The organism is Micromonospora sediminimaris, from assembly GCF_016863575.1.
In the GTDB taxonomy this organism is placed as follows: domain Bacteria; phylum Actinomycetota; class Actinomycetes; order Mycobacteriales; family Micromonosporaceae; genus Micromonospora; species Micromonospora sediminimaris.
Window position 1 is genome coordinate 114783 of sequence record NZ_BOPD01000002.1, and the last position, 23533, is coordinate 138315.

Consider the following 23533-nt stretch of genomic DNA (forward strand, 5'->3'; position numbering starts at 1 on the left):
CCGGACCGGTCCGCTCAGGGAAGCAGATCGGTCCGGGCGGCGCCGGTCGCCGGGTCGAACGGGTAGGACAGGTGCTGGTGCACCAGCTGCCAGCCGCCGTCGCGTCGGGCGAACACTCGGGTACCGCGCGACCAGCTCTCGACGGTCGCGTCACCGGAGCGGGTGACCCGTACCCGGTTCAGGCCCCAGGACACGGCGAGATCACCGTCGACCATGAGTGTCTGGTCGGGCACCTCCCAGCTCACCGCACCGTCACCCGAGGCATCGAGGCCGGCCTGGCAGACCTCGCGTACCGCCGGTTCCCCGACGTACCGTAGCGGCGCCTCGTGCTCGTACGACACGACATCAGCGGCGATCGGCTCCATCAGCGCGTCGAGGTTCTTCGCCGCCGTCGCGGCGAACCAACGCTCGTGCAGGTCGTGCAGCTCCCGCTCATCGGTGGCGGAATCCCGGTCGGAGGTCGAGTCGAGCGCGAACGAGTGATGTTCGTGGGTGACCACCCAGCGGTCGTCGTGGCGGCGTAGGCCCAGGGTGAGGCGCAACCGCCGGTCGGGCGCCTCGGCCAGGTCCGCCGGCGTGCCGCAGCGCAGCAGGGCGTACGCGAATGCCACCTCGTCGCCGGCGGTGACCTCCAGCGACTCGATGTCGAACGACGCACCCTGAGCCTGCCAGCGGAAGAACGGCGGCCAGGTCTGCCGGTACGCGTCGAGGCCACGCACTCCCTGCTGCGGCGGTGGCACGTCGAACATCACGATGTCCTCGGCGTGGTCGGCGAGGACCGTGCCGAGGTCCCCCCGGTGTACCGCCCTGGCCCAGCGTTCGATCAGTTCGCGAATCTGTTCCTCGTGGGTCATGCTCGGCTCGGTCCTTCCGGGTCGATCGGGTCCGTCACCCCTACAACCCCGATCGGCACGCGAACTCACCGCGAGGTGGCCAGGTCGTCCTCGGAAAGTCGGGCGGGCAGGCCGAATTCCGGGAACGGTGCGTCGAGGAAGGAGACCACCTCGCTGACCCGGCTGCCGTCCAGCGTCAGCAGATCCAGACCCGCCGGCCGGTAGCCGCCCTGGGCGTCGTCCCAGAGGTACGTGCCGAACGCCAGCTGTCCGTTCGCCGAGGCCGGCAGGAACCGCCAGCGGTGTGACAGCACCGCCTCGGCGAGGAAGCCGCGGATCGCGGTGCGGCCCTGGTACCAGACCCGTTGCGGCGGCATCGAGTAGCGCGCGTCCTCGGTCAACATCGCCACCAGGGTCTCGACGTCACCGGTCTCCCAGGCTGCCGCGTACCGCCGGGCGAGATCGCGCCGCGCGGGGTCGCCGAGCGCGCCGAGGGCTCGTTGCTGGGTCCGGTCCGGCAGTAGGCCGGCGAGCACCGCACGGGCCCGCCGCAACGCACTGTTGACCGCCACGACCGTGGTGTCCAGCAGGTCGGCGACCTCGCGGGCCGGATAGCCGAGCACGTCACGCAGCAGCAGGACCGCGCGTTGCCGGGCTGACAGGTGTTGCAGCGCGGTGACGAACGCCAACTCCACGCTTTCCCGGGCGATCACCCGAGCTGCCGGGCCCAGGTGGTCGGCCCAGGCCATCAGCCGATCCGGGTACGGCTCCAACCAGGCGACCTCGCTCGTCGGCCTGGTGTCGGCGCGCAGGTCGGTGGGCAGCTCCCGCCGGTGTCGCCGCCCGATCAGGGTCAACGCCCGGTTCGTCGCGATCCGGTACAGCCAGGGCCGGATCCCGGCATGGTCGTCGAGGCGATCCAGACCGTGCCAGGCCCGATCGAGCGTGTCCTGTACCGCGTCCTCCGCGTCGTGCAACGAGCCCAGCATCCGGTAGCAGTGCGCCCGCAAGTCGTCGCGCAGCGACCCGACCAGAAGGCCGAACGCCGCACCGTCGCCGGCGCGTGCCGCCGACAGCAGCTCCGCCTCCGACCCTTCCGCCCGGCGCGGTCGCTGCCCGGGCGTCCGATCAGGCTCCACACCGGCACGGTACGCCGCCGGACCTTGATGCGCCGGTCACCTCCACCTGCCGGGCCGGGACCGGGACGGTTCGACCGTGGGAGGATGCGCCCTATGGTGATCGCTGCTGACCAGAGGCGACCGGTGGACCGGTTCGTCGGACGGGTTGTCAGCACCTCGGATCGTCCCAGCCGGCGCGAGCAAAGGTCGGGCGGCCGATCGTGCGCCCGTTGACCCGACGGCCCGCCTGGCAGCGACGTGGTGACCGGTTTCGACATCCGGCGCAGATGATCGCCGTGGGCTTCGCCGGAGCGATCATGGTGGGCACCGGTCTGCTGTCCCTGCCCGCGGCGACGCGATCGGGAAATCGCACAGAACTGGTGGACGCACTCTTCACCGCCACCTCGGCGGTGTGCGTCACCGGCCTGGTCACCGTCGACACCGGCAGCTACTGGTCCACCTTCGGGCAGGTGGTCATCCTGCTGCTCATCCAGATCGGTGGCCTCGGAATCATGACCCTGGCCACGCTGTTCACCGTGCTGCTGTCGCGTCGGCTCGGGCTACGTGCCCGCTTCCTCGCGCAGGCCGAAACCAAGAGTCTCAACCTGGGCGACGTACGCGGCGTGGTGCGTCGTATCGTCGTGTTCAGCCTCGTCAGCGAGGCAGTCGTAGCCACGCTGCTCACCATCCGGTTCGCCACCGCGTACCAGCGCCCGTTCGGTACGGCGCTCTACGAGGGCGTCTTCCATGCGATCTCCGCGTTCAACAACGCCGGCTTCTCCACGTACGCGGACAGCCTGATGGGTTACGTGACCGACCCCTGGATCACCCTGACCATCACGGCGGCGGTCATCCTCGGTGGGCTGGGATTTCCGGTCGTGTTCGAACTGGTCCGCACCTGGCGTCGCCCGGCGTACTGGTCGGTGACGACCCGGATAACCGTCGCGCTCACCGTCGCGCTGCTGGCGATCGGCACCGTGGTGTTCACTCTCGCCGAGTATGCGAATCCGGGGACGTTCGGCCCGTTGAACGGGCCACAGAAACTGCTGGCCGGGTTCTTCGCCTCCGCGATGACACGTACCGCCGGTTTCAACAGCGTCGACATCGGTGCGATGCGTCCGGAGAGCCTGCTCGCCAGCGACGTGCTGATGTTCATCGGCGGTGGCAGCGCGGGGACGGCCGGCGGCATCAAGGTCACCACCTTCGGGCTGCTCGCCTTCGTGCTGTGGTCCGAGATGCGGGGCGAGACTCAGGTGAACGTGGGCCACCGCCGGATTCCTGCCAGCAACCAGCGTCAGGCTCTCGCGATCGTTCTGCTCAGCGCGGGCACGGTGGCCGTGGCCACTTTCATCCTGCTGGCCATCACCCCGTACCGGCTCGACGCGGTCCTGTTCGAGGTGGTGTCGGCGTTCGGCACCGTCGGCCTGTCCACCGGCATCACCGCTGACCTGCCGCCGCAGGCCGACGTGCTGCTCGTACTGCTGATGTTCGCCGGCCGGATCGGACCGCTCACGTTGGCCTCCGCGCTGGCGCTGCGGGACCGTAATCGGCGTTTCGAACTACCCGAGGAGAGGACGATCGTTGGCTGACATCCGTAACGAGCCGGTCGTCGTGATCGGTCTGGGCCGCTTCGGCAGCGCTCTGGCTCTCGAACTGGCCAAGCGGGGTACCGAGGTGCTCGGCATCGACAGCCAGCCGAAGACCGTGCAGAGCCTCGTCGGGCAACTTCCGCACGTGATCACCGCGGACTCGACCGACATCGAGGCGTTGCGGCAACTCGGTGTCGGCGACTTCCACCGGGCGGTCGTGGCGATCGGCACCGACATCCAGGCCAGCATCCTGACGACCAGCCTGCTCTCGGAGCTAGGCATCCCCGACATCTGGGCCAAGGCCGTGAGCGGGCAGCACCGCAACATCCTGACTCGCGTCGGCGCCCACCACGTCATCGCACCCGAGCACGACATGGGTGAACGCACCGCCCATCTGCTCACCGGCCGCATTCTCGACTACGTCGAGGTGGACGCGGACTTTGCGGTCATCAAGACCAAGCCTCCGCACGACGTGGTCGGCATGCCGCTGCGTGAGTCCCGGCTGCGCAGCCGGTGGGGGGTGACAGTGGTGGCGGTGAAGCCTGAGGCGGCCGTGGGCGGGCGACGGCCGGGTTTCACCCACGCGACCCCCGACACTGTCCTGAGCTACGGGGACCTGATCCTGGTCGTCGGCCCGGTCGACAACGTCGAGAGATTCGCCGCTGCGGAGTGAGCGGGCCTGACCTTGACGGCGGTCCGGCTTCTCGGCTGCGTCCACCGCCCGGCGACCGGCCGGCCTGTCGCGGAGGATTGTCGGAGTTGGCCGCTATCCTCACGCGTCGTGACCGCACAGCTGAACGAGATGCCGCCCGACCTGCTGGAGCTGTTCGTGGACGCCGCTGCGCGTCCCCGGACATTGTCCGTGCCGCTGCCGCCCGGCCGGACGGTGCGCGGTGACGGGGGTGACGCGGACCGGCCCACGCTGTGGCTCAGCGACGATCCCGCGCCGGCCGGGCTGTGGTCGCGGTTGCACGCGGCGCACGGGCAGTCGGGGCTGTGGCCGTTGCTGCTGGAGGGTTACGACGGTGAGCCGACGCGGCCCTGGGAGGACGGCGAGTTCTGGCCCGAGCGTGGCTCGTCACCGGCCGAGCACGATCCGGACCAGCTGCTCGCCGGCTGGTGGGCCGGCCAGACGGCCCCCTACGACGGTGACGACCAGCTGTCCAACGACCGGCGGGTCGCCGTCACCGCCCCGTACGGGCTGGACTGGCCGGGGCTGGCGCCGCCCGGCGAGCCGTGGATGGCGCCGGAGCGGCACGCGGACCACTGGGCCGAGCAGCTGTCGCTGGCCCAACCGGCGATGCGCCTCGGCCTGGTCCCCGCCGAGCGGGGCAGCGACGCCCTGGCCGTCCTCGGCTGGCTGGGCGCGGCCAACCACACGAACGATCCCGGGATGCTGTCGGCCGTGCTGCGCAGCTGGGAGGACCGGTTCGGGGTCCGGGTGATCGGTGTCGGCTTCGCCGAGCTGTATCTGAGCGTCGCCGCGCCTCCGGAGGAGACCACCGAGGCGTTGCGGGTGGCGGCCGAGCATTTCGCCTTCTGCCCCGACAACGTCTGGCAGGGGCAGCGGCCGTGCACCCTGGCCGCCTACGCCGAACGCATCGTCGACGCGCCGACCTGGGCGTTCTGGTGGGACTGACCCGGGTGGTCCTCAGTGGGCGGGGTCGCCCTGACCGGGCAGGGTGAGCGTCACCAGAAAGGCCGCGTGGTCGGTGGTCCGTTCCATGCTGACCGACCTGGTCGCCTCGATCCGCAGGTCCGCCGTGGCCATGAACTGCTGCACCCCGCCGTCGTGCCGGTGGCGGTAGTCCTCCGGTACGCAGGAGCGCACGTCGGGCGTGCCACCCTGCCGCAGGTTGAGGTCGCCGCTGACCACGGTCGGCCGGTAGCGACCGTCGGCGTGCAACTGCGGGATCGCCGTGCCGACCAGGTGTGCGCACTGGGCGAGGGCCAACGTCGAGCTGGTGTACGCCAGGTGGGTGGTGCAGGCGAAGAAGAGGGTGCGGGCCTCGACGCAGAGCCAGGCCCGCTGCTCGGGGTCGGCCGGGTCCTGTGCCGGGTAGATCCCGGCGTGCACCTCGTGGTCGCCGGCGGGTGCCGCGATGTGCGTAAGCACCCCGACTCCGTACTGCTGCCCGTTGACGCAGCGGTACGGCTCGCCGGTGCGGCCGTTTCGCGCCGGCTGGAAGGCGGCCACCACCGTGCCGTCGTGCACCTCCGTCATCGCCCGTTCCAGGGTGTCCACGTCGCCGGAGCAGATCTCGTTGAGGGTGACGATGTCGGGGGCCTCGGCCCGGATCACCTCGGCGGCACGGGCCACCGAGCGGCCGGTGTAGCAGCCCGTGGCCATGCCGCTGTTGCACAGGTTCAGCTGGAGCACCCGCAGCGGTGCCGGTGCGACAGGTGCGACGACCGAGCAGCCGACCAGCAGCACGGCGACCGAGAGCAGGGCGATGGCGGCCACCAGTGGCCGCGGAACTGTCGGACGAGAAACCATGCACCAGCCCTGGGCTCGCGGAGGGGCTGAAAGTGTATCCGTACCGGCGGGCGGTGGTCCGGGGTCAGGTCCGCAACGGGTACGGGATGAAGGTGCTGCGATTCTCGTCCACGTCCAGTTGTCGGCTGATCGGCGGGGCGGCCCGCTGCGGGCAGGTCATCCGCTCGCAGGTCTTGCAGCCCGGCCCGATCGGGGTTGCGGCCTCGGCCGCGTGCAGGTCCATCCCGGTGGAGTAGACCAGCCGGCTGGCGTGCCGCACCTCGCAGCCCAGCCCGATTGCGTACACCTTGCCGGGTTGGCCGTAGCCGCCGTGGTGCCGGGTGATGGTGCGGGCGATCCACAGGTAGCGCTGCCCGTCCGGCATCGCGGCGACCTGGGTCACCACCCGCCCCGGCGCGCCGAACGCCTCGTAGACCGTCCACAGCGGACAGGTGCCGCCGGTACGCGAGAACGGGAAACCGGTGGCCGACTGGCGTTTCGACATGTTGCCGGCCCGGTCGACCCGGACGAAGGAGAACGGCACGCCACGCGCCCGGGGCCGCTGCAAGGTGCTGAGCCGGTGGCAGACCGTCTCCCAGCCCATCGCGTAGTGCTGGGTGAGCAGGTCGATGTCGTACCGACGCTGCTCGGCGGCGGCCAGGAAGTGTTCGTACGGCAGGATCAGCGCCGCCGCGAAGTAGTTGGCCAGGCCGACCCGGGTGAGGATCTGGGTCTGCACGTCGTCGAACTCCTCCGACTCGACGATCTCGTCGATCACGTCGGCGAACTCCAGCAGCGCGATCTGTGCCGCCATCCGCATCGCCTCCTGTCCGGCGCGCAGCGACGTGGACAGGTGCAGGGTGCGGGTCTGCGGGCGGTACCGGTGCAGCTCACCGCCGAGTGCGGCAGCGTCCTCGCGGGTGACGTGTACGCCGTGCCGCTGCGCCAGCCGGTCGCGGAGCAGGGCGCGGACCTCGCCGCGACGCAGCGCCATCCGCCCGGCCAGCCGCTCGGCCTCCTCGTCGAGATCCGGTACGTAGTTCTGTCGCCGGTAGAAGAACTCGGTGACCTGGTCGTGCGGGCTGCGACCGATCCGCTCGCGGTCGCCGACCAGCTCGGCGAGTTGCTCGTCGGCCTGCTGGTAGCGACGGTGCAGCTCGATGACCGCCGCGGCGACCTCCGGCAGCCGGTTGGCCAGTTCGGTGAGTTCGGTCAGCCCGGCGCGGCCGGGCAGGGCCTCGCGCAGCCCGGCGACCAGCCGCGGGGTGTCGTGCGCGGCGAACACGGTCGGGTCGACGCCGAACAGTTCGGTGATGCGCAACAGCACCGGGACGGTCAGCGGCCGGCTGTCGTGTTCGATCTGGTTGAGATAGCTGGGGGAGATGCTGAGGTGTCGGGCCAGCTCCGTCTGACTCAGCCCACGCTCCTCGCGCATCCGGCGTAGCCGGGCCCCGGCGAAGGTCCTGGCGACGGCCCTCACCTCCCTGGTCCGGCAGTCTGATCCGGCCACATTAGCACTGCTGCGAATAGGCGCTTTCACAACTTCGCAGAATCGCCCGTCGACTTTTCAATAATTGGCTTTTTCCGTCCCTCGACCACCTCCGGCGTGCCGTGTGACCGTGGGCAACACACCCGGCGACCCGGCGTCTCGCGCAGCGTCACCAGGTGACGACGGAATTCGAAGGGAATGAGCAACGATGGTTACCGCGGTCGAGCAGTTGCAGCACGAATGGGACACCAACCCCCGCTGGCGGGGTGTGCGACGCAGCTATCGCGCTGAGGACGTGGTGCGGTTGCGTGGCGCGATCCAGGAGGAGCACACCCTGGCCCGACACGGCGCGAACCGGCTGTGGCGGTTGCTGAACAGCGAGGACTACATCCACGCCCTCGGTGCCCTCACCGGCAACCAGGCCGTGCAGATGGTCCGGGCCGGGCTCAAGGCGATCTACCTCTCCGGCTGGCAGGTTGCCGCCGACGCGAACCTGGCCGGGCACACCTACCCCGACCAGAGCCTGTACCCGGCCAACTCGGTGCCTGCGGTGGTGCGCCGGATCAACAACGCCCTGCTCCGCGCCGCCCAGATCACCACCGCCGAGGGCGACAACTCCGGCATCGACTGGCTGGCACCGATCGTCGCCGACGCCGAGGCCGGCTTCGGCGGAGTGCTCAACGCGTACGAGCTGATGAACGCGATGATCGCGGCCGGCGCAGCCGGCGTGCACTGGGAGGACCAGCTCGCCAGCGAGAAGAAGTGCGGTCACCTCGGCGGGAAGGTGCTCATCCCCACTGGCCAGCACATCCGCACCCTGGAAGCGGCGCGGTTGGCCGCCGACGTGGCGGGCGTGCCATCGGTCGTCATCGCCCGCACCGACGCCCAGGCCGCCACGCTGCTCACCACCGACGTCGACGAGCGGGACCAGCCGTTCGTCACCGGCGAGCGCACCGCCGAGGGCTTCTACCGGGTCCGCAACGGCGTCGAGCCGTGCATCGCCCGTGGCCTGGCGTACGCGCCGCACGCCGACCTGCTCTGGATGGAGACCAGCACGCCGGACCTGGAGGTCGCTCGGCGTTTCGCCGAGGCGATCAAGGAGGAGTACCCGGACCAGCTGCTCGCCTACAACTGCTCGCCGTCGTTCAACTGGCGCAAGCACCTCGACGACGCGACCATCGCCAAGTTCCAGCGGGAACTCGGTCACATGGGATACAAGTTCCAGTTCATCACCCTGGCCGGCTTCCATGCCCTCAACTACTCGATGTTCGACCTGGCCCGGGGCTACGCGGCCGACGGCATGTCGGCGTACGTTTCGCTCCAGGAGCGGGAGTTCGCGGCCGAGCCGGCCGGCTACACCGCGGTCAAGCACCAGCGCGAGGTGGGTACCGGTTACTTCGACCTGATCAGCACGGTGCTCAACCCGGCCGCCGAGACCACCGCGCTGCGTGGCTCCACGGAGGAGGAGCAGTTCGCATGAGATACGAGATCATCGGCCCGATGGCCGAACGCTTCGACGAGGTCCTCACCGGCGAGGCGCTGGACTTCCTGGTCGCGCTGGACAGCGAGTTCGCCGCCCGCCGGGTGGCCCTGCTGGACACCCGCCGGGCCCGTCGCGACCGCTACGCCACCGGTCAGCTGCCCGACTTCCTGCCGGAGACCGCCGCTGTCCGCGACGATCCGACCTGGCAGGTGGCGTCGCCCGCGCCCGGTCTGGAGGACCGGCGGGTCGAGATCACCGGGCCGCCGGACCGGAAGATGACCATCAACGCGTTGAACTCCGGCGCCAAGGTGTGGCTCGCCGACTTCGAGGACGCCACCGCGCCGACCTGGCACAACGTCATCGGCGGTCAGCTCAACCTGATCGACGCGCTGGACCGCCGGATCGACTTCACCGACGCGCGTGGCAAGCGGTACGCGCTCGGCGACGAGTTGGCCACGATCGTGGTCCGGCCGCGCGGCTGGCACCTGGTGGAGAAGGGGATCGTGGTTGACGGGCGGCCGATCTCGGCCAGCCTGGTCGACTTCGGGCTGTACCTGTTCCACTGTGCCCGGCGGCAGCTCGACGCCGGGAAGGGCCCGTACTTCTACCTGCCGAAGTTGGAGAGCCACCGCGAGGCGCGGCTGTGGAACGACATCTTCGTCTTCGCCCAGCGCTACCTCGGGCTGCCACAGGGCACCATCCGGGCCACCACGCTGATCGAGACGATCACCGCCGCGTTCGAGATGGAGGAGATCCTCTACGAGCTGCGCGAGCACTCGGCGGGTCTGAACGCCGGCCGGTGGGACTACATCTTCAGCATCATCAAGAACTTCGGCCAGTGGCCGGACTTCATCCTGCCGGACCGCGCCGCGGTGACGATGACCGTGCCGTTCATGCGCGCGTACACCGAACTGCTGGTGCGCACCTGCCACCGGCGTGGCGCGCACGCGATCGGCGGGATGGCCGCCTTCGTCCCGGCCCGCGACCCGCAGGTCAACGAGGACGCGTTGCGCAAGGTGCGGGCGGACAAGCAGCGCGAGGCCGGCGACGGCTTCGACGGGTCCTGGGTGGCCCACCCCGGCCTGGTGGCGACCTGCCGGGAGGTCTTCGACGGGGTGCTGGGCGAGCGCCCGAACCAGCTGGACCGGCGCCGCGACGAGGTGACTGTCACCGCCGCCGAGCTGCTCTCGGTGGACAAGACCCCGGGACAGGTCACCGAGGCGGGGGTCCGGGCCAACGTGGCGGTGGCGCTGCGCTACATCGACGCCTGGCTCGGTGGCACGGGCGCGGTGGCGCTGTGGAACCTGATGGAGGACGCGGCCACCGCCGAGATCGCCCGCTGCCAGCTGTGGCAGTGGCTGCACCACGGCACCCCGCTGGCCGGCGGGGGATCGGTGACCGAGGAACTGGTCCGCTCGATGCTCGCCGAGGAACTGGCCACGGTGACCGAGGGGCGCGAGGGCGTCGAGCGGGAACGCGCCGAGCAGGCCGCGCGGATCGTCGAGGAGACCGCCCTCGCCGAGGACCTGCCGTCGTTCTTCACCACCAGCGCGTACGCCCGGCACCTGCGGCCCACCCGGGAGCCGGCCCTGGCAGCTGCCTAGGCCCTGTGTCGCGGTCCCTGGCCGGCTGCGGCTGGACCAGGGACCGCGACGGGCACCCGGAGGCACCAGCCGCGCGGCCGTTCACCATCCGTATCCGCCTCCCCGCCCACCTACCTCCCACCCCGCCTGCTTTACTCTGCTTCAACCCACGCAACGGTTACACGAAGTGACTGATCGCCGAGCCGGCCGACTACGGCCGCTGGAGTTTGCCCAGCTCAGTCGCTGCTGCGTTGGTTGAAGCAGAGCAAAGTGCGGAAAGAGGTAAGTGGCCGGGCGGGTGTGGCTGTCACGCCAAGTGACTGTTCTGGATCGAGTCTGCTGTTACTGAGGGTGAGGTGTCAGCCGTCGATCCGGGTGATGTTGCGGATCTTGTTGGACGCGTCCAGGGCGGCCACCTTGTACGCCTCGGCCAGCGTCGGGTAGTTGAACACCGTGTCGACCAGGTACTCCACCGTGCCGCCGCAGCCCATCACCGTCTGCCCGATGTGGACGATCTCGGTGGCGCCGGTGCCGAAGACGTGCACGCCGAGCAGTCGACCGTCCTCCGGCGAGACGAGCAGCTTCAACATGCCGTACGAGTCACCCACGATCTGGCCGCGCGCCAGTTCGCGGTAGCGGGCGATGCCAACCTCGAACGGAGTCGCGCTGTCGGTCAGCTCCTCCTCGGTCTTTCCGACGAAGCTGATCTCCGGGATGGTGTAGATGCCGATCGGCTGCAACTCGTGCATCGGGCGGTCCGGCTCGCCGCAGGCGTGCTGCGCGGCCAACCGTCCCTGCTCCATCGACGTCGAGGCCAGCGCCGGGAAGCCGATCACGTCGCCGACGGCGTAGATGTTCTCCACCGCGGTGCGGTAGTTCGCGTCGACCTCGATACGACCGCGCCGGTCCGCGGTCAACCCGGCCGCGGCCAGGTCCAGCCCGTCGGTCTGGCCCTGCCGGCCGGCCGAGTACATGACGGTGTCCGCGACGATCTTCTTGCCGCTCTTGAGGACACACAACGCGGCGGTCTGGTGCTTCTCGACCGAGGCCACCTCCTCACCGAAGCGGAATGTCACGGACAGGTCCCGCAGGTGGTACTTCAGCGACTCGACGACCTCCTCGTCGCAGAAGTCCAGCATCCGCTCCCGCCGTTCGACCACGGTGACCTTCGTGCCGAGCGCGGCGAACATCGAGGCGTACTCCATGCCGATCACGCCCGCGCCGACCACGACCATGCTGCGGGGCACGGCCTGGAGGTTGATGACACCGTCGGAGTCCACGATGGTCCGGTCGTCGAAGTCGACGCTGTCGGGCCGGGCCGGCCGGGTGCCGGCGGCGATGATGGCCTTGTCGAAGGTGACCTTGGATTCGCGTCCGGAGTCGCCGTCCACCCAGACCGAATGGGCGTCGGCGAACCGCCCGGTGCCGGTGATGATCGCGACCCGGTTGCGGGCCAACTGGTTGCGGATGACATCGGTCTGCCGGTTGATGACGTGCTGGGTCCGGGCGGCCAGATCGCTTACCGTGATCTCGTCCTTGACCCGGTAGCTGCTGCCGTAGAGGTCTCGCTGACTGAGGCCGGTCAGGTAGAGCACGGCCTCGCGCAGGGTCTTGGAGGGCACGGTGCCGGTGTTGATGCACACCCCGCCGAGCATGTCGCGCCGCTCCACCAGGCCGACCCGCCGGCCAAGCTTCGCGGCGGCGATGGCGGCCTTCTGACCGCTGGGTCCGGAGCCCAGCACCAACAGGTCGTAGTCATACACGATCACCAGCGTCGCAAGATGTCGCGCCCGGCGCCAGACCTGTCGCGTACGCGGCAGGTGACGTTAACCAGGTTGGAACAAACGCGACGGGCCGCCGGGCACGACGCGAGCCGGCCCGACAGCGCGGTGCCTCAGGCGTGGGAGACCGCGCCGGCCAGCGCGGCCGGTCCCATCCGGAAGTCCGGGTCGATCTGCGTGGTGAGGTCGATTCCGGCGCGCTCGTTGGCCCACGCCTCGGCGTTGCGTCGGTGGAACTCGTGGGCCCACCGGGTGAACGCTGTCCAGTCCTGGGTGGTGCCGTCGACGGCGTCGGCCATCAGGCTCAGCACGGCCCGGTTCGGCTCCTCCAGGTCGTCCAGCGGGCCGACCGTGCCGCGCTCGGCGCGGCGCACGTAGGCCGACCGGCTCATCCAGGTCAGCAGGTCGGCGCCGACGTGCTCGCGGAGGAACTCCACATCGGTGGCGTCCTCGACCTTGTTACCGATCACCGACAGGGCCACCCCGTAGTCGCGGGCGTAGCCGGCGTACTGGCGATAGACGCTGACGCTGCGCACGGTCGGCTCGCAGACCAGGAAGGTGCGGTCGAAGCGGGTGAACAGCCCTGAGGCGAAGGAGTCGGCACCGGCGGTCATGTCCACCACCACGTACTCGCCGGGGCCGTCGAGCAGGTGGTTCAGCAGCAACTCCACCGCGCCGACCTTGGAGTGGTAGCAGGCCACCCCCAGATCCTCGGCACTGAACTCGCCGGTTGCCGCCAGTCGTACGCCACCGACGGTGCCGACGCACTCCGCGTAGATCGGGTTCTCCTCCGCCACCCGGAGCAGCCGCGAGCCCCGCCCCGGTGGGGTGGTCTTCACCATCTGCGTGGCCGAGCGGATGCGCGGGTTGTCGCCGCGCAGGTACTCCTTGATTGCTGGCAGGTGCTCACTCAACGGCCGCATCGTGCCCACGGCGGCCGGGCCACCGAGAGCCACCGCGAGGTGCTGGTTGATGTCGGCGTCGATGGCCAGTACCGGGCGTCCCGCGGCGCTCAGGTGGCGGGCGTGGAACGCGGCGAGGGTGGTCTTGCCGCTGCCACCCTTTCCGACGAAGGCGATCTTCATCGGCGTCCCTCCACCGAAATGCTAACGGAAATCGTTTCCATGAATCGCATGGTAGCGGGTCGCTTCGCCGTCCGACGCCGAACCCGCCGCCTGACTCGCCGAGGTCGGCGTGAGCGGCTGAGGATCGCCGGCCGGGGCGAGGTCGAGCACGTCGGTGGCCAGCCGACGCATGTTGGCCAGGCCGATCTCGGGTCCGCCGCCGGCCTCTACCATGAACAGCAGATGGCGTACCCCGGGCAACGCGGCGGCCCGGGCGACCGCCTGTCGGCAGCGGTCGGGCGCACCCACCGGATGAATGTCGATCAAATGCTCGACGTAGCCGGCCGGGTCCCGTTGCCCCGCTGGTGCGCCATCCAGACGGACGTACTCCCGGGCGCCGGCCAGCAGTGGGGGAAGCCCGGTGGTGACCGCAAGACGCGCAGCCGCGTCGGTCTCCGCCACCTGGGCGAGGTGGGCGCTGGCATGCTCGATGCCGGCGGAATTCTTGCCGTGGGCCTCGGCCGTCCGCGCGTAGCGGTCGAGTAACTCCGCCTTCTCGGCGAGGTCGGCGTGCAGGCCGAGCAACAGCGGCAGGCCGTGCCGGGCGGCGACCTCGACCGTGCCGGTCGAGGTCGCCGCGACCCAGACGGGCAGCCGGCCACGCGGTCGCGGCACCACCGGCACGGCACGAAACGGAAAGCGATGGTTCCCGGCCACCGTCGGTTGCCCGGACAGCCACCGGGTCAACAGCTCCAGCGCGTCATGGAACCCGCCCGCGAACCGCTCCGTCCCGGTGCCGAAGACCTCCAGATCCACCCAGGGGCCACCCCGACCGACGCCGAGCCGGAACCGCCCACCGGACAGTTCGTGCAGCAGCGCCGCCTCCTCGCCCAACGCCACCGGGTGTCGGTTGGACAGGATGCACGCGGCGGTGCCCACCTCGATGCGGCGGGTGGCCCCGAGGAGGTGTGCGGCGAAGGTGATCGCCGACGGGCAGACGCCGTAGGAGATGAAGTGGTGCTCGGCGATCCACACCCCGGCGAAGCCGGTCGCCTCGGCCGCGCGACCGTACCGGTGGGCGGTCGCCAGCGCCTCGGCGTGCGAGTCGCCGGGGCGCTGCCCGGCGAGCAGGAACAGGTGCGCACTCGCGCGCCCGCCGGCCCGCCGGGCCCCGCTCGGATCAGCAGTCACGCAGCTCGGGGGACTGGTTGAGCAGCTGGCCCCGCATCGAGATGAACCGGCGGTAGGTGTCGGAGTCGACGGCGGACGGCCGGAACGCCGCGACCCGGTGGCAGTTCTGGAAGGCGAGCTTGATGCCGAAGTGGCGCTCCAGGCTGGACCGGATGGCGTCACTGGCCAACGCCCGCAACAGCTGGCCCCGTTCCGCCTCGCTCGGCGGGGGCACCTCGTTGTCGGCGAACTCGGCGTCGGAGGACGCCAGCTCCGACGCCACCCGACTGACCGTCTGCCAGGCGTACGGCAGCGACTCGCGGACACAGGCCACGAAGTCCTCGTCATCGACGGGGCCGGACTCGGCGGCCCGCAGCAGGCTCGGCGGCACGGTGAGAGACATGCTCCTCCTCAGGTAACGATCACGGTTGTCATTATCGCTACGCTGGGAGCACATCACGTCACTGTCGGCGGTGTCAATGCTCGCCACACCGGCCGATGCCGGCCGGTGCGCAGGTCAGCCGAGGGACCGCAGCCGGGTGGCGAGAACGTCCTGGAAGAAGTCGAGGAAGCCGTCGGGGTCGGGACCGGCGTTCTGCAGCACGATGTGGTCGAAGCCCGCGTCGACGTACGTCCGCACGGCCTGGACGTGCACGTCCGGGTCGGGACCGACGGCGAACTGCTGCCGGATGTCGTCCTCGGTGACGGTGCGCGAAGCCGCGTCGAAGTTAACCGGGTTCGGCAGTTCGCTCATCACCTTCCAGCCGGTGACCGCCCAGCGGCTGGTCTCCCAGGCCGCCCGCACGGCCTGCTGCTCGTCGGGCGCCCAGGCCAGTGGCACCTCGGCGTAGCGTGGCCCCTGTCCGCCGAGTCGCTGGTACGTCTGCACGAGGTCGGCTTCGGGCTCGGTGGCGAACAAGCCGTCGCCGAGTTCTGCGGCGATGGTCACGGACGCCTCGCCGCTGGCGGCGACGGCGATGACGGGCAGTTCATCGGGCAGGTCGAACACGCGGGCATCGTCCAGTTGAAGATGCTTCCCCTCGTACGACCGGTAGCCGCCGGACCAGAGCAGTCGGATGATCTCTAGCGCCTCGCGGAGCCGTTCGTGTCGCCCCCGCGCCCCTGGGAAGCCCTGGCCGACGACGTGTTCGTTCAGGCGCTCGCCGGCGCCGACGCCGAGGGTGAACCGGTTGTCGGAGACCAGGGCGAGTGTGGCGGCGGCCTGAGCGATGATCGCCGGGTGGTAGCGCACGCTCGGGCAGGTGACCCCGGTCGCCAGTTCGAGCCGGTCGGTCCGGGCGGCGATCGCCCCGAGCACCGTCCAGGTGAACGACGAGTGACCCTGGCTGTCCAGCCAGGGGTGGAAGTGATCACTCATCTCGACGAAGTCGAACCCCACCTGCTCGGCGCGCACCGCCTGCCGGATGATCTCGTTTGGCCCGAAGCCCTCACTGGACAGCTTGTATCCGATCCGCATCAGATCTCCCGACCATGAATCAGCTCTGTCTCTGCCACCTTTGCACTAGTTCGGGCGGTGCGAGGACGAATTCTGGGAGGCTGCGGCCCGCTGCCTGGGCTCCGAAAGCGTAACCCATAGGTTACGCTTTGACGGTGGACGACGTGGCCGCCGCGATCGCGGACCCGGTGCGGCGGCGCATCCTCGAACTACTGCGCGAGCGTCAGCTGCCGGCCGGACGGATCGCCGAGGAGTTCGAGATCAGCCGTCCGGCGATCAGCCGACACCTGCGCGTGCTGCGCGACTGCGGCCTGGTCCGCGACACCGTCGTCGGCCGCCAGCGGTTCTACGAACTGGATCCGACCCGGCTCGCCGAGTTGGTCCGGTGGCTGACCCCGTTCACCCGGACCGCGCTCTGGGAACGTCGCTTCGACGCCCTGGAGACCGAGGTCTACCGTGCCCGCCGCGACCGCCGATCCGGCGACTCGCCACCCGCCACACAGGAGCGCACCGCATGACCCACGTACCGACCGGCCGACTCTTCGGCACCGAGAACGGCATGGACCTGGTCCTAACCCGTACGTTCCCCGCCCCCATCGACGACGTGTGGGCCAGCCTCACCGAGTCGGAACGCACGGCACGATGGTTCGGCCCGTGGGAGGGCGACGCCGGGCCCGGCCGCACCATCCGGGTGCAGATGGCTCTGGAGGAGGAAGCGCCCTGGTCAGATCTGCGGATCGACGCGTGTGAGCCACCCCGGCGGCTTGCCGTCTCCATGCGCGACGAGTACGGCCACTGGGTGCTGGAGCTGCTGCTGACCTCCCACGGCGAGCGGACCGAGCTGCGCTTCGTCCACCACCTCGACGACGCCGATGGCATCGGTGAGGTGGGGCCGGGCTGGGAGTACTACCTCGACTGTCTGGTGGCCGCCCGCGACGACACGGCGTTGCCGTCGTTCGACGACTACCACCCGCCGATGAAGGCGTACTACGAGCAACTGCGGCCGGAGTGATCGAAGATACCCACATCCGCGCCATTCGCTCCGTTTTGCTCGGTCTTCCCCGGGTACCGCCCTGGCCATCTGGCTCTCGTGCCCCAGGGAGGTACCTGTCAAGATGAACGCCCGCAACCCCGCCGAGGCGGTAAGGAATGTCGTGGAGGCCGCGGCGGAGAAGGTGACCGACGCCCTCACCCCGCAGGTGCCCGGTGCGCCGGGCAGCGCTCCGCCGACGCTCGACGAGCCGACGACGCCGCACGAGCCGCTGCCACCGAAACCCGAGCAGGGTGCCCCGCAGACCCGTACGCCGACCGGCGCCGAGACCGGCGCGCCGGCCACCGCCAACGGTCAGCAGGGCACCTTCCTCACCACCGCGCAGGGTGCGCGGCTACGGGACACCGACCATTCCCTCAAGGCCGGCCCGCGCGGGCCCGTCCTGCTCCAGGATCACCACCTGCGGGAGAAGATCACCCATTTCGACCACGAGCGGATCCCCGAGCGGGTGGTGCACGCCCGCGGGGCGGGCGCGCACGGCGAGTTCACCGCGTACGGCACCGCTGAGGCCGTCACCCGGGCGGGCTTTTTGAAGAAGGGGCGGACCACCGAGGTCTTCGTCCGCTTCTCCACGGTGCTCGGTTCCCGGGGCTCGGCCGACACCGTCCGCGACACCCGGGGCTTCGCCACGAAGTTCTACACCGACGAGGGCACCTTCGATCTGGTCGGCAACAACATGCCGGTCTTCTTCATCCAGGACGCCATCAAGTTCCCCGACATCATCCACGCTGGCAAGCCGCATCCGGACCGTGAGATCCCGCAGGCCCAGAGCGCGCACGACACCTTCTGGGACTTCGTCTCGCTGCACACCGAGGCCCAGCACCACACCATGTGGAACATGTCCGACCGGGGCATCCCCCGCTCGTACCGGACCATGGAGGGCTTCGGCGTCCACACCTTCCGGCTGGTCAACGCGGCGGGCGAGACGGTGCTGGCCAAGTTCCACTGGAAGCCGAAGCTGGGCGTGCACTCGCTGGTCTGGGAGGAGGCCCAGCTGCTCGGCGGCATGGACCCGGACTTCCACCGACGTGACCTCTACGACGCCATCGAGGCCGGCGCGTTCCCCGAGTGGGAACTCGGCCTTCAGGTCTTCCCCGACACGCCGGAGGAGACCTTCGCCGGCATCGACCTGCTCGACCCGACGAAGATCGTGCCGGAGGAACTCGCACCGGTGCAGCCGGTCGGCAAGCTCACGCTGAACCGCACGCCGACGAACTTCTTCGCCGAGACCGAGCAGGTCGCCTTCCACGTGGGGCACCTGCCGCCGGGCATCGACGTCACCAACGACCCGCTGCTCCAGGGACGGCTCTTCTCGTACGTCGACACGCAGTTGACCCGCCTGGGTGGGCCGAACTTCGCGCAGATCCCGATCAACCGGCCGCACGCTGCGGTCAACGACATGCTGCGCGACGGCTTCCACCAGCAGGCCGTCCACGCGGGCGTGGCACCGTACCGGCCGAACTCCCTGGACGGTGGCAACCCGTTCCCGGCCGGCGCGGACGACGACGCGTTCGTCGACGTGCCGGTGCAGGTGGCGCAGGCCCCCAAGATGCGCGCCAACCCGGCCTCGTTCGACGACCACTTCAGCCAGGCCCGCCTGTTCTGGCTGAGCATGTCCCCGGTCGAGCGGGAACACATCATCCGGGCGTACACCTTCGAGCTGGGCAAGTGCTACCACCAGGCGATCAAGGAGCGGCAGCTCCAGTGCCTGGCCAACATCGACCCGGTGCTCTGCGCCCAGGTCGCCACCGGCCTCGGTCTGCCCGCGCCGGAGCCGACAGTGCCGGTGGCCGACGTCGAGCCCAGCCCCGCGCTGTCCCAGGTGGGCCGGCAGTGGCCGGCCGACGGGCGGATGGTGGGCATCGTCGTCGACCCCGAGGTCGACCTGGACAGCGTCCGGGCGGTCCGCGAGGCGGTCTTCGCCGCCGACATGGTGCCACTGCTGATCGCGCCGCACGGCGGAACCATCGGCGACCTGCCCGCGCAACGCAGCTTCGCCACCGGCCGCTCGGTCGAACTCGACGCGCTCCTGCTCGCCTCGGCGCCCGCGCCGGCCCCGGACGCGATGCCGGCCCGCGACGCCAAGGCGGGCGCGGCCAGCTCGACCGCCGTCGACCCCCGGGTCCTGCTGATGGTCGAGGAGTGCTGGCGGCACGCCAAGGCCATCGGCGCGTGGGGCAGCGGCGTCACGGTGCTGGAGCAGGTCGGCGTCGCCGACACACCCGGCGTGGTCACCGGCGACTCCGCCAGCGACGTCCTGACCGCCGTCCAGCAACTCATGGCCGACCACCGCGTCTGGCACCGCTTCCCCACCTCGGTCGCCTGACCCACCTCGCGCCGTAGGAATCTTGGTCCGTGAGCGCCCCCAGGAGGGTGCTCACGGACCAAGATTCACCGTGTCAGCGGACCACGCGAGGTTCGGTAGGTCCGGGGTGGCGTACCGGTACGTCAGGTCTCGGACAGGGCCTTGTGCAGGCGGCGGGCTTCGGTGACCACGCGGCTGGAGCCGCTCCGCCCGGCGAGGTCGGCCAGGCCGGGCACGTCGATCCGGACGCCCGTCGTGGTGGCCGTCTCCGCTGCCAGGGTCAGCAGATCCGGCACGCCACGCGGTGGCGTGGGCGCGGCCAGCACCGCCGGAAGCGCGGCGGCCAGCAGCCGCCACACGGTCAGCGGCGCGCCAGCCTGCGCGGCGTCGCGCAGCGGTTCGACGACCCGGGACAGCTTCACCAGTTGCCGGGCGGCCAGCGTGCCGAGCTGCTCCCCGGTGCCGGCGGCGTCGAAGTCACCGGCGGCGGCGAGGGCGAGCAGCGCATCCACCGTCGCCACCCGGTCCGGGCCGTGCCGGGCAGCGAGCCCGTAGGCCACCGCCAGGTCGAGAGCCACCCCGCCAGGGCCACCGACCTCCGCGAGCAGGGGCAGCACCGTCGCGCCGCCGCGCTCGTCCATGTCCGCGGCACCGGCGACCAGCGGCAGGGCGTACGCGGTGACCGCACCGCGGTGGCTGGGCAGCAGCGACGGCCACAGGTGCACCCAGCCGGAGTGGTCGCCGCCGAGCGGGGTGGCCGGCGCGGTGAGCAGCCCGTAGCGGTCGATCGTGCCGGTGGGTGGTGCCAGCTCGACCAGGATGCGCTCGGCCGGCATGTACGCCCACTCCCAGTGGCGGTTGCCCCGGCGCGGGTCTCGGGTGACGGTGCGGGACCGGATGACCGGCTGTGGCAGGCCGCCGTCGCGTAGCCAGCCGGCGAGCCGTTGGCCGGCTGCGGTGCCGAGCGCCGCCGCCTTCGCGGCGACTGACTCGTCGACGTCGGCTGGCAACCGCAGCAGCGCCTGGGTGAGATCCCAGTGGCCCGGCTCCCGGTGACCCAGCGCGGTGAGCCGTTCCAGGAGGGCCATCGGGTCGAGCAGACCGTTGGTCGAGGTGGGCAGTGCCAGCAGGCCGAACTGTCCCGGCTCGTCGAGGTACGCGCCGATCTCGGCCAGCCGGGCACGCAACAGCCGGTGGATCGGCGGCACCTTGGGATCGGTGACCGCCAGCTCCGGCACCGCGTCGGGCCGATGTACCGCCTTCAGCAGTTTCTCCCACCGCTCCCGCCGCCGGTCGGTGCGGCTGACGCCGGCACTGCCGAGCACCTCGACCACCGTCTCGCAGAGACAGAGCGGATCCCAGCGGTGCTCGTTCGCCCACGACCAGTGCCGCCGCTCGATCACCGGGTCGAGTGCGGCGCGTACCCGGGGCCCGTCGGCTGCGGTGAGCCGGACCAGCCCGTCGAGGATCCGCTCCAGGGGTGCCCCTTCGTACGGCGTGCCCAGCAGGGCGGCGACCTCCTCGGTCAACTCGTCCACGTCGTTGATCGGGCCGGAGGCCGGTGCGGGCGGCGCGGGCGGGGACAGGTCGTCGCCGCGTGGCCGGGTCAGCGCCGGGATGACCGGTGCCGGCTCGACACCGTGCCGGGCCGCCAGAGCCGCCGCCCGCTCCCGCAGCTCCACCGCCGGATGGTCGGCGGCCACCGCGATCACCTCGCCGATCTCGGCGGCCCGGTCCCGGTGCTGGCGGGCGAGTTGGTCGAGCCAGGTGAGCTGGGTCCTGACGAGTGTCTTGTCGGGTCGCGTGAGCATCTGCCGGGCGGCGTCGAGGATCGGCTCCAGCTCCAGCTCGGGCAGTTTCCGCAGCGCCTTCTGGGCCATGGTGGCCACCGGCGCGGGAGCGTCGACGAGCAGCCGCAGGTAATCGGTGACCCGGGCGGTGACCTCGGCGGGGGTCGGCGCGAGCTGGTCGAGCAGGGTGGTGAAGGCGCGCAGCGCGGCGGGCCGGTCGCCGCGCAGCAGCCGACTGATCGAACCGTCGAGCAGCATCATCCGGTCGACCACCCCCTCGGTGGCGAGCTGGGCCAGGGCGGCCGGCAGGGCGGGCTGACCGTGCTCGTCCCAGTTGTCGTGGGGGGCGACGAACATCATCTGCACGCCGATGCCGTCCACCTCGAACAGCCGGGGCAGCATGGCGGCCAGGAACGGATCGTCGCGCAGCCGGTCGACCACCGGCGCCGGCTGGCCCTGGTGGAACCGGTCGGGGGCCTCGACCCCGGTCAACCACAGCTGCACGCACCGGTCGTCGGTGGGTGGCGCGCCCCCCTCGGCGTGCAGCAGCGCGGCGATGAAATGCCACCGGCCCACCCAGGTGTCCTGACGGAACCGAGCGGCGATCCGGTGGGCCAGGTCGACGAGCCAGTCGACACCCCGCTCCTGCGCTGTTCGACGGATCAGCTCGGCCGCGCGCCGACCGTGCGGGTTGACCGAGGGACGACCGAGGATCGCCGCGGCCTGAGCTGCGGTGGGCAGGCAGCCGACCACGGCGACCGCCAGGGCGGTCCCGGTGCCGGCCGCCCACCAGGTGTCCCGCTGCTGCTTGAACCAGGCGGTCAGCTCCACGCCGATCTCCCGGCGGCGCTGCTCCGGCAAGCCCTCCAGCGCCGCCGCGACCGAATCGGCGTCACCGCTGCTCACCAGGTCGAACAGGTCGCTCGTGCCGCCGGCCGCCAACTCCCGCCGACGACGTACGGTGCTCTGCACCGGCCGCGTCACACCCGCTCCTCGACCCGCTCGGCGGCCAGCATCCGGGTGGCCAGGGCGTGCCGGCACGGCCCGCGTTGCCCCCGGTGTTTCGCCCACCAGGGGCAGGTGCAGGTCAGCCCGCCGTCGGGGAGCTGGCGGACCCGGTACACCTGGTCCCCGCTGCGTACCGTCGCTGCCGTGCCGTCGAGCTGCACCGCCTCGGCGTCGAGCAACGCCCGCGCACCGACCAACCGGGGGTTGTCCCGCTCGGCCCGGCCGGCGTCGTACGGCATCACCCGGTGGAAGTACGCCGCCTCGGCCACGTCGTAGCCGACCCGACCGGCGGTGCCGAGCTGGGCCAGTGCGCCCCGGACCCGCTCCGCGTCGATGCCGGCCTGCTCGGCCAGCCGGTCGGGCTCGATGGTCGGATCCCAGGAGAGCAGGGCGGAGATGAGGTCGGCGTCGTCGACGACATCGTCTCCGGCGAGCGCGGCGAGAGCGGCCCCCTCGCCGGAGAAACCCCGATACGGCTCGGGGGAGAGGGTCAGCGACAGCCGCAGCGCGCCGGTGTCCAGTTCCCAGACGCTCGGGGCCGGGGCGGCGCCGGGAGGCACCGTCGGCCCGTACACCCGGAGGGTTTTCGCGAAGCGCAGCATCGGTTGCAGCGCGACCAGTCGGCCGGCCCCGGCCAGGCAGACCGCTCCGGGAACGGGTCGGGAGGTCAGCCGCAGGGACCGGCCGGCCGGTACCACCCAGAGCACCGACCGTTCGCTGCCCCTGGGTAGCCGGCGCAGGAAGGCGCTGGCCTCGGCGGCCGGCAGCTCCGCCCGAGGCTCGAAGCGGGCCGCGAGGACCTGAACCTCGGCGAAGCCGCGCAGCCAGCGCGCCGGCAGCGGCACCTTCTTCTCCACCACCGCACCGTCCAGTGTGGAGACGGTGAGATCGTCGGGACCGACCGACAGGTGCAGCGGATCCAGACCACCGACCCGGGCCAGTGCCTCGCGCAGCGGGGTGTTCACGTCGACGTTCGTGGTGCCGTGCTCGGACACGTCACCGTCGAGCCCGGTGGGCAGCACGTCGAGCCGCGCGTACACCCCGCAGCAGCCGGAGAATGATTCGAAGCGGAGCCGGTCGCGGCTGCCGGTGACCACCGGGTCGAGGCTGGCCGGGCTGACCGGCCGGTGGTAGCGGGTGCGGGCCACCTCGGCCACCGCCAGCAGACCCACCGCGGCTGCCTGCCCAGTGGTGAGAAAACCGGTGAAGAAGCGGGGATTCGGCGCGGGACCGCCGCTGGTCTGCAGGGCGAGTGATCGCTGCGCGAGGGTGGAGGGGGCGAGATACCGGTACGTCTGGACTACGCTCACGCCGCCGCACGGTAGTGCAACCCACCG

At 70.9% G+C, this 23533-nt stretch carries 19 protein-coding genes; 8 read left to right on the forward strand and 11 right to left on the reverse strand.

The window, feature by feature from the left end:
* Window positions 1–14: 14 nt before the first annotated feature.
* Together Vse01_RS00495 and Vse01_RS00500 are read right to left on the reverse strand one after the other, a co-directional pair.
* On the reverse strand, window positions 15–854 hold the full coding sequence (locus tag Vse01_RS00495; protein ID WP_093402152.1) for a YybH family protein: 840 nt from the start codon (window positions 852–854) through the stop codon (window positions 15–17).
* A 65-nt stretch (window positions 855–919) separates the two neighbouring features.
* The gene (locus Vse01_RS00500; RefSeq protein ID WP_093402450.1) at window positions 920–1909 is read right to left on the reverse strand and encodes a sigma-70 family RNA polymerase sigma factor; all 990 of its coding nucleotides are present in this window, start codon (window positions 1907–1909) and stop codon (window positions 920–922) included.
* Between the two features lie 272 nt (window positions 1910–2181).
* On the opposite strand from Vse01_RS00500, the gene Vse01_RS00505 reads away from it, so the two are divergent.
* The 3 genes from Vse01_RS00505 to Vse01_RS00515 all read left to right on the forward strand — a co-directional run bounded on the left by Vse01_RS00505 (window position 2182) and on the right by Vse01_RS00515 (window position 5179).
* The gene (locus Vse01_RS00505) at window positions 2182–3540 is read left to right on the forward strand and encodes a TrkH family potassium uptake protein (RefSeq protein WP_239104263.1); all 1359 of its coding nucleotides are present in this window, start codon (window positions 2182–2184) and stop codon (window positions 3538–3540) included.
* Window positions 3533–4213, forward strand: coding sequence for a potassium channel family protein (locus Vse01_RS00510; protein WP_093402154.1), 681 nt, complete (start codon window positions 3533–3535; stop codon window positions 4211–4213). Before Vse01_RS00505 ends, Vse01_RS00510 begins: the two co-directional genes overlap by 8 nt.
* 108 nt (window positions 4214–4321) lie before the next feature.
* Complete coding sequence (locus tag Vse01_RS00515; RefSeq protein WP_198413127.1) at window positions 4322–5179, forward strand: DUF4253 domain-containing protein; 858 nt, start codon at window positions 4322–4324, stop codon at window positions 5177–5179.
* Window positions 5180–5191: 12 nt separating this feature from the next.
* Here the strand turns inward: Vse01_RS00515 and Vse01_RS00520 are convergent, their stop codons facing one another.
* Together Vse01_RS00520 and Vse01_RS00525 are read right to left on the reverse strand one after the other, a co-directional pair.
* Window positions 5192–6004 carry an endonuclease/exonuclease/phosphatase family protein gene (locus Vse01_RS00520; RefSeq protein WP_093402155.1) on the reverse strand — a complete coding sequence of 271 codons (813 nt, stop codon included), beginning with the start codon at window positions 6002–6004 and terminating at the stop codon, window positions 5192–5194.
* A gap of 97 nt (window positions 6005–6101) precedes the next feature.
* Entirely contained in the window at window positions 6102–7496 is a 1395-nt protein-coding gene (locus tag Vse01_RS00525; protein ID WP_093402156.1) for a short-chain fatty acyl-CoA regulator family protein, read from the reverse strand.
* Between the two features lie 217 nt (window positions 7497–7713).
* Between Vse01_RS00525 and aceA the strand changes: the two genes are divergently transcribed.
* Entirely contained in the window at window positions 7714–8985 is a 1272-nt protein-coding gene (aceA, locus tag Vse01_RS00530) for an isocitrate lyase (RefSeq protein ID WP_093402157.1), read from the forward strand.
* Window positions 8982–10592: a malate synthase A gene (gene aceB / locus Vse01_RS00535; RefSeq protein ID WP_093402158.1), complete on the forward strand. Its 1611-nt coding sequence runs from the start codon at window positions 8982–8984 to the stop codon at window positions 10590–10592. Before aceA ends, aceB begins: the two co-directional genes overlap by 4 nt.
* 338 nt (window positions 10593–10930) lie before the next feature.
* Here the strand turns inward: aceB and sthA are convergent, their stop codons facing one another.
* The 5 genes from sthA to Vse01_RS00555 all read right to left on the reverse strand — a co-directional run bounded on the left by sthA (window position 10931) and on the right by Vse01_RS00555 (window position 16063).
* On the reverse strand, window positions 10931–12334 hold the full coding sequence (gene sthA, locus Vse01_RS00540) for a Si-specific NAD(P)(+) transhydrogenase (RefSeq protein WP_093402452.1): 1404 nt from the start codon (window positions 12332–12334) through the stop codon (window positions 10931–10933).
* 131 nt (window positions 12335–12465) lie between these two features.
* Window positions 12466–13437 carry an ATP-binding protein gene (locus Vse01_RS00545; RefSeq protein WP_093402159.1) on the reverse strand — a complete coding sequence of 324 codons (972 nt, stop codon included), beginning with the start codon at window positions 13435–13437 and terminating at the stop codon, window positions 12466–12468.
* 21 nt (window positions 13438–13458) lie between these two features.
* Window positions 13459–14607 carry an LLM class flavin-dependent oxidoreductase gene (locus Vse01_RS00550; RefSeq protein ID WP_232511072.1) on the reverse strand — a complete coding sequence of 383 codons (1149 nt, stop codon included), beginning with the start codon at window positions 14605–14607 and terminating at the stop codon, window positions 13459–13461.
* Window positions 14597–14989: an SCO5389 family protein gene (locus Vse01_RS29200; protein WP_232511073.1), complete on the reverse strand. Its 393-nt coding sequence runs from the start codon at window positions 14987–14989 to the stop codon at window positions 14597–14599. Before Vse01_RS29200 ends, Vse01_RS00550 begins: the two co-directional genes overlap by 11 nt.
* A 114-nt stretch (window positions 14990–15103) precedes the next feature.
* The gene (locus Vse01_RS00555; protein WP_093402161.1) at window positions 15104–16063 is read right to left on the reverse strand and encodes a TIGR03557 family F420-dependent LLM class oxidoreductase; all 960 of its coding nucleotides are present in this window, start codon (window positions 16061–16063) and stop codon (window positions 15104–15106) included.
* 134 nt (window positions 16064–16197) lie between these two features.
* On the opposite strand from Vse01_RS00555, the gene Vse01_RS00560 reads away from it, so the two are divergent.
* The 3 genes from Vse01_RS00560 to Vse01_RS00570 all read left to right on the forward strand — a co-directional run bounded on the left by Vse01_RS00560 (window position 16198) and on the right by Vse01_RS00570 (window position 19419).
* Window positions 16198–16560 carry a metalloregulator ArsR/SmtB family transcription factor gene (locus Vse01_RS00560; protein WP_093402162.1) on the forward strand — a complete coding sequence of 121 codons (363 nt, stop codon included), beginning with the start codon at window positions 16198–16200 and terminating at the stop codon, window positions 16558–16560.
* Complete coding sequence (locus tag Vse01_RS00565; RefSeq protein ID WP_093402163.1) at window positions 16557–17054, forward strand: SRPBCC family protein; 498 nt, start codon at window positions 16557–16559, stop codon at window positions 17052–17054. Before Vse01_RS00560 ends, Vse01_RS00565 begins: the two co-directional genes overlap by 4 nt.
* A gap of 103 nt (window positions 17055–17157) precedes the next feature.
* Complete coding sequence (locus Vse01_RS00570) at window positions 17158–19419, forward strand: catalase (RefSeq protein WP_093402164.1); 2262 nt, start codon at window positions 17158–17160, stop codon at window positions 19417–19419.
* Window positions 19420–19541: 122 nt separating this feature from the next.
* On the opposite strand, the gene Vse01_RS00575 is transcribed toward Vse01_RS00570, so the two are convergent.
* Window positions 19542–22172: a DUF6493 family protein gene (locus tag Vse01_RS00575; RefSeq protein ID WP_232511074.1), complete on the reverse strand. Its 2631-nt coding sequence runs from the start codon at window positions 22170–22172 to the stop codon at window positions 19542–19544.
* On the reverse strand, window positions 22169–23506 hold the full coding sequence (locus Vse01_RS00580; RefSeq protein ID WP_093402165.1) for an SWIM zinc finger family protein: 1338 nt from the start codon (window positions 23504–23506) through the stop codon (window positions 22169–22171). Before Vse01_RS00580 ends, Vse01_RS00575 begins: the two co-directional genes overlap by 4 nt.
* Window positions 23507–23533 lie beyond the last annotated feature (27 nt).

Bases quoted from the DNA above. Each gene is read 5' to 3' on its own strand.
- Vse01_RS29200 (WP_232511073.1), bottom strand. From the start codon at position 14,989: ATGTCTCTCACCGTGCCGCCGAGCCTGCTGCGGGCCGCCGAGTCCGGC.
- Vse01_RS00545 (WP_093402159.1), bottom strand. From the start codon at position 13,437: ATGAAGATCGCCTTCGTCGGAAAGGGTGGCAGCGGCAAGACCACCCTC.
- Vse01_RS00565 (WP_093402163.1), top strand. From the start codon at position 16,557: ATGACCCACGTACCGACCGGCCGACTCTTCGGCACCGAGAACGGCATG.
- Vse01_RS00495 (WP_093402152.1), bottom strand. From the start codon at position 854: ATGACCCACGAGGAACAGATTCGCGAACTGATCGAACGCTGGGCCAGG.
- aceB (WP_093402158.1), top strand. From the start codon at position 8,982: ATGAGATACGAGATCATCGGCCCGATGGCCGAACGCTTCGACGAGGTC.
- Vse01_RS00570 (WP_093402164.1), top strand. From the start codon at position 17,158: ATGAACGCCCGCAACCCCGCCGAGGCGGTAAGGAATGTCGTGGAGGCC.
- Vse01_RS00555 (WP_093402161.1), bottom strand. From the start codon at position 16,063: ATGCGGATCGGATACAAGCTGTCCAGTGAGGGCTTCGGGCCAAACGAG.
- aceA (WP_093402157.1), top strand. From the start codon at position 7,714: ATGGTTACCGCGGTCGAGCAGTTGCAGCACGAATGGGACACCAACCCC.